Genomic DNA, 4,563 nt, shown 5'->3' on the forward strand with positions numbered 1-4,563 from the left:
AGAGCGAAGTCAGCAGCGATGTAATTGCATCCGGGGAGAGTCTCATACAACCTCCCCTTCGCTCTACGAGTTCAGGTAGCCGTCGGCTTGCGATTTAGCCTCTTAACCGAATACGAATGTAGGCAATACTTACGTCCAATTATGGTACGGACAGTTTGCAAACACCACCTCGTGTTTGAGCTGTGCTCGAATGGGAGAATCGGAAAAACTGCGCCGATCTCCATTGCAGGGAATCACCCCGAGCGACTGAGCTCGCCACGCTCTTTCACCAGCAAGTCGACGATTTCCTTCGACAATCCGATCAAGACGGGGCCGACTAAGAGACCGAGGAACCCGAAGATGGTCACACCACCGAAGATGCCCAAGATGAGGAGTCCAGAGTTGAAGTGTGCACCGCGTTGCATCGCAAGCGGTCTAATGAAGTTTTCCGATCCGCTAATGATGAGGGAACCGTACACGAGTAGACCCACCGCTTCTGGAACGCTGCCAACGAAGAGGAGGTAGATCACCGCCGGAATCCAGACGAATGAGGCCCCAATCACTGGGAGCAGCGACAGGACGAACGTGACCACGCCCAAGAAGACGAGGTCGTCGAATCCGATGACGAGGAACCCGAGGACTGTCAGTATCGCCTGCACGCCAGCAACGATGACGTTGCCGACCACTGCGGCCCATAGGAGGTCGTCGGTGCGTGCGATCAGTTCGGTCGTCACGTCTGGGTCGAACGGAGCGGCTGTTCGAACCCAGGTGACGAACTGCTCTCCATCCCGCAAGAGATAGAAGGTGAATAGGAAGATCACGGTTTCGACGACGAACGCCGGGATACCGCCGACGATTTCGACAACGCACTCAGAAGTCCCCGGATACCGGTTCGATGAGGGTCGAGAGGTCGGCCTGCGTTCCGAATACCTCTTGGAAGTGTGTTTCGACAGTCGCGACGTCGGGAAGTTCGGCGTCTTTGCCAGCGCAACCCCTTGGTTAACCGCGACGCTGACCAGCAACAGGAGCGGGCCGAGAACGACGACGACCGTGATAAGTATCGTTACGACCGTTCTGATCGTCGCTCTCCATCGGCGCGAGAGCCGGTCGTTTATTGGTGCGACGAGATACGCCATTAATCCGCCTAATAAGATCGGCTGGAAGTACGGCAACACGAGGACGACCGTGAGCGTGCCGACAACCAAGAGAAGAAGCCGGAGGGCGGTCGTCGAGGACGGGTCGTCACCTTCGGTCATGGTCGATTGTCACTGCCCCTCCCCCGATTGGCGATGACAGTGAGAGCCCCGACGCTAACGTCACAAGCGAGAACAGAGTCGACGTAACCATGCTGTACGATGGATGACTCGTCGTTCGGTGTGATCCCACCCTGGTCCTCCTTGCTAGTTTCTCCCTCTGCCTCCCCCAATCCCAACAGTCTGACAATCCCGGTATAATAGACCTTGCGTCGACGGCTCGCATACCGGGGCGGGTAATCACCGTTTCTCCAACTATCCTTTGAGGAGCGTGTCATAGAATACGTCTCACACCCACTACCCAGCAATTATACGGTCCTCATTTCACTTGTAATCCAGTGGTTCCACCAGTCATCTGTTTTATCCACGATTAAGATCGTGGATAATATCGATTGAGAACTATTGTATGACACCCTCTCCAAATTCCGCTACAGAAACTTCAGCACCTGCGATTCACTGCTCTCAATACGAACGACGAGGGGAGAGCAACGTGAATACTCTTACTTCAGTACGACGAACTGAAGCATCCCGGCTTCTCACTACTGACCACCGTCGGTTGCTTCGCCGCCCTCCATCACGTCGTCACGGCTCTCATCCGTCTCTTGGGTTGCTGTTGGCCCGATCTCGACATCGGACATGGGCTCCTCGCCACGAAGTTGAGGGACAGCGACTTGGAGGAACTGGACGACGATGACCATCACCAGCGGCCCGAGGAAGATGCCGTACCACCCGAATAGGCTTGGACCGAGCAGGTAGGCGAACATGACGAGCGAGAGGTGGAACATCTTCCCCGAGAGGTACGGTCGGATGTAGGTTCGGACGACGTTATCGAACGCTAGTGCCATGAACAGGAAGAAGACAAACGGATACCAGATGAACGTCGGGTCACGCTGGATCGCTCCGACCGCGAGAATCGCAGCGATACCGAGGTAGATGATGGATCGACCGACGATTGGGACGAGCGTGAAGATGCCCGTGATGACCGCCAGCAGTATCGTCGCGGGAATAAGGAGATTCCCCGGTGCAAAGAGATTGAACACGTTGTAGATGATGGCGGTCAGGACCATAATGGCAAAAATGGTCAGTGTGTACCCGAAATACACGGAGTTCAGTCCCTCATCGACCGCTTCGAGATAGCTGATAGACAGCGCGTCATCGCCGAGCACATACTTTCTCCCCCATCGTGCGAGGCGCCGATCCTCACTCAGCACGAAGAACGCGAACAACACCGAGAGAAACATCATGGAGAGACTGGCTGCAGCACCCCCAACGATAGCCTGTACATCGGCGATCACCGATTGCACTGATGGATCTTGGAGCGTTGTCGTTGCTGCGTTGACCAACTGATCGGGATCGTTCGGTATCGTCCCGACGTTGACCGGTGATTGTGCGAGGAATTGCGTCGCCATGTCAGAGCTTGCGAAAGCGGCGAGTTGTCCGATCGCAACGGCGAGAAACACGCCGAGGAAAAGCACAACTGGCACGACGATGAGGAGCAGTGAGACCGCGGGAGAGAATCCCCCGAGTCGGGGTCGAAGCCGCCGGTTGATTGGGCGAGCGACATAATAAATGAACAATCCGAGGACGACCCATGGTAGAAACGTGAACACGACGGCGGCAATGATGCCAAATACTATCAGACCAGCAATCCACCACTTCAGATCTGGTCGCACGATACGGATTCGCGTCGCTTCCGGGTTCTCCCCTTCCCCCACCATATGCTCCCATACACCATCGAGCGAGTTAGCGTTGTCGTTGGAAATGGATATATCGTCTAAGTATGGGAGAATTATCGCTAGTAGGGTGGCGATACAGGGCCTGAATTCAGGAAATGAAAATTCGGATGTTGTGTCGGTAGTCAGTTAGTTCGAGGATTTCTAATTCTATCTCTGCGCTCGCCTCACTCGACCGGCTGGGCTTCAGGGAACTGACAGTTCTTGTTGCGAATTAGCTCGCGCGGTTGATAGAGCTATTTGACATCAGTTTTATCTGCACTGAACAACCTAGAGGCTCGACCCCGACGAGGAATCACTACTTGAGAGAACGGCGTTGAGACAGGCACCGAGGAGGATGAGCAGACCAACGAAGTAGAGCCAGAGAATGAAAATGATGAATGTACCGAACACCCCGAACACGGAGACGTTCGAGAAGTACTGCGTGTAGACTCCAAACCCGAACTCAAGAACAATCCACCCGCTGGCTGTGAGGACTGTCCCTGGAAGGGCATCCCAAACCTGATGTGTAATTGGGGGAAGGAGATAATACAGTGGAAACAACATGAGACAGAGGAAAATGAACTGTTCAAGCCTCCCTATTTCACCGAATAAAGGCAATTGTGCCTGAAAAATTGCAACAGGGAGCGAAACAGTGAGCTGAATGACGACCGAAATGATCAGCGCGACGATGACGATGCCCCCGTTTCGGATCGAAGTGATTAGGCTGCCTTCGAATGGGACATCGTATATCTGTGAAAACGCGAACACTAGACTCCGAAAGATCTTCAGGCCGCTCCAGAACAGGAGACCGATACCGAGGAGTGAGGCCTCTGAATGAGCCGCCGGGTAGATGAGCGCGTCTCGGACAAGTTCCTGACCATCCGAAGTGAAAATCCCGGTGAGTGCCACCTGTTGAAGTACGGTCCGTGCCAGCTCTTCGCCCGCAATCGTGGAGACGACTAGAAAGACCAACAGTAACAGCGGGAGTATCGAGACAAAGGTGTAGTATGCGATGCTAGCGGCCAAGAAACCAAGTTCGTTCTCACGGACGAGCGCGATAAACTGCCGAGCGGTACTTTCTACGTCCATGCTAGTTCTGATTTGTCCTCATTGCATCTGTGGACCAGGACAGAGCAACTCATCAACGGTACAACCGTACCTGTTGGATAGATAATGTGGTACATCGTCCTTCGCCTTAATTCTGCTAGCGGGCTGTCCATCCCTGATTAGGGTTGAGCGGCGAGTGGTTCGCAGACAGATACCACATCGGAAAGTAATTTCACTCTCTCAGTCAATATTATTTGCCATTATATCGGTATCGACATCAGCTATCGCTGGCACTATTAACTCTCGCAACAGCGTTTCCGCAGCGGCATCCTATCGCTGGTCGTCGCTGGCCCGCTCTGGATTGGGTTCCCGGCTACCACCCACAGTGCGGTGGGCGCCCTGTTCGGCCTAAACTTGCTCGCCATAGGTCTCTCGATGCTCAGACTCAGAATCGGTAGTTCCCATCGTTCCTGATTACTGACTCGGTTTCTGGGGCGAGACGAGAGTAGCTGGCGCGGATGAGCGAATGATTCAACCAAAGACGGCGGTCTCACTCCAGTGAGAGCGCC

General features: G+C 54.3%; 3 protein-coding genes. All 3 read right to left on the reverse strand.

Annotation, left to right across the window (positions count from 1 at the left end; all coding sequences use genetic code 11):
* Positions 1-233: 233 nt before the first annotated feature.
* Complete coding sequence (locus tag ACR3FF_RS25825) at positions 234-1,235, reverse strand: AI-2E family transporter (RefSeq protein ID WP_458190957.1); 1,002 nt, start codon at positions 1,233-1,235, stop codon at positions 234-236.
* A 536-nt stretch (positions 1,236-1,771) separates the two neighbouring features.
* A complete protein-coding gene (locus ACR3FF_RS25830) occupies positions 1,772-2,950 on the reverse strand; it encodes an AI-2E family transporter (RefSeq protein ID WP_458190958.1) in 1,179 nt (392 codons plus the stop codon).
* 285 nt (positions 2,951-3,235) lie between these two features.
* Positions 3,236-4,036, reverse strand: coding sequence for a YihY/virulence factor BrkB family protein (locus ACR3FF_RS25835; protein ID WP_458190959.1), 801 nt, complete (start codon positions 4,034-4,036; stop codon positions 3,236-3,238).
* Positions 4,037-4,563: the final 527 nt, after the last annotated feature.

The organism is Haladaptatus ordinarius (genome assembly GCF_054177595.1).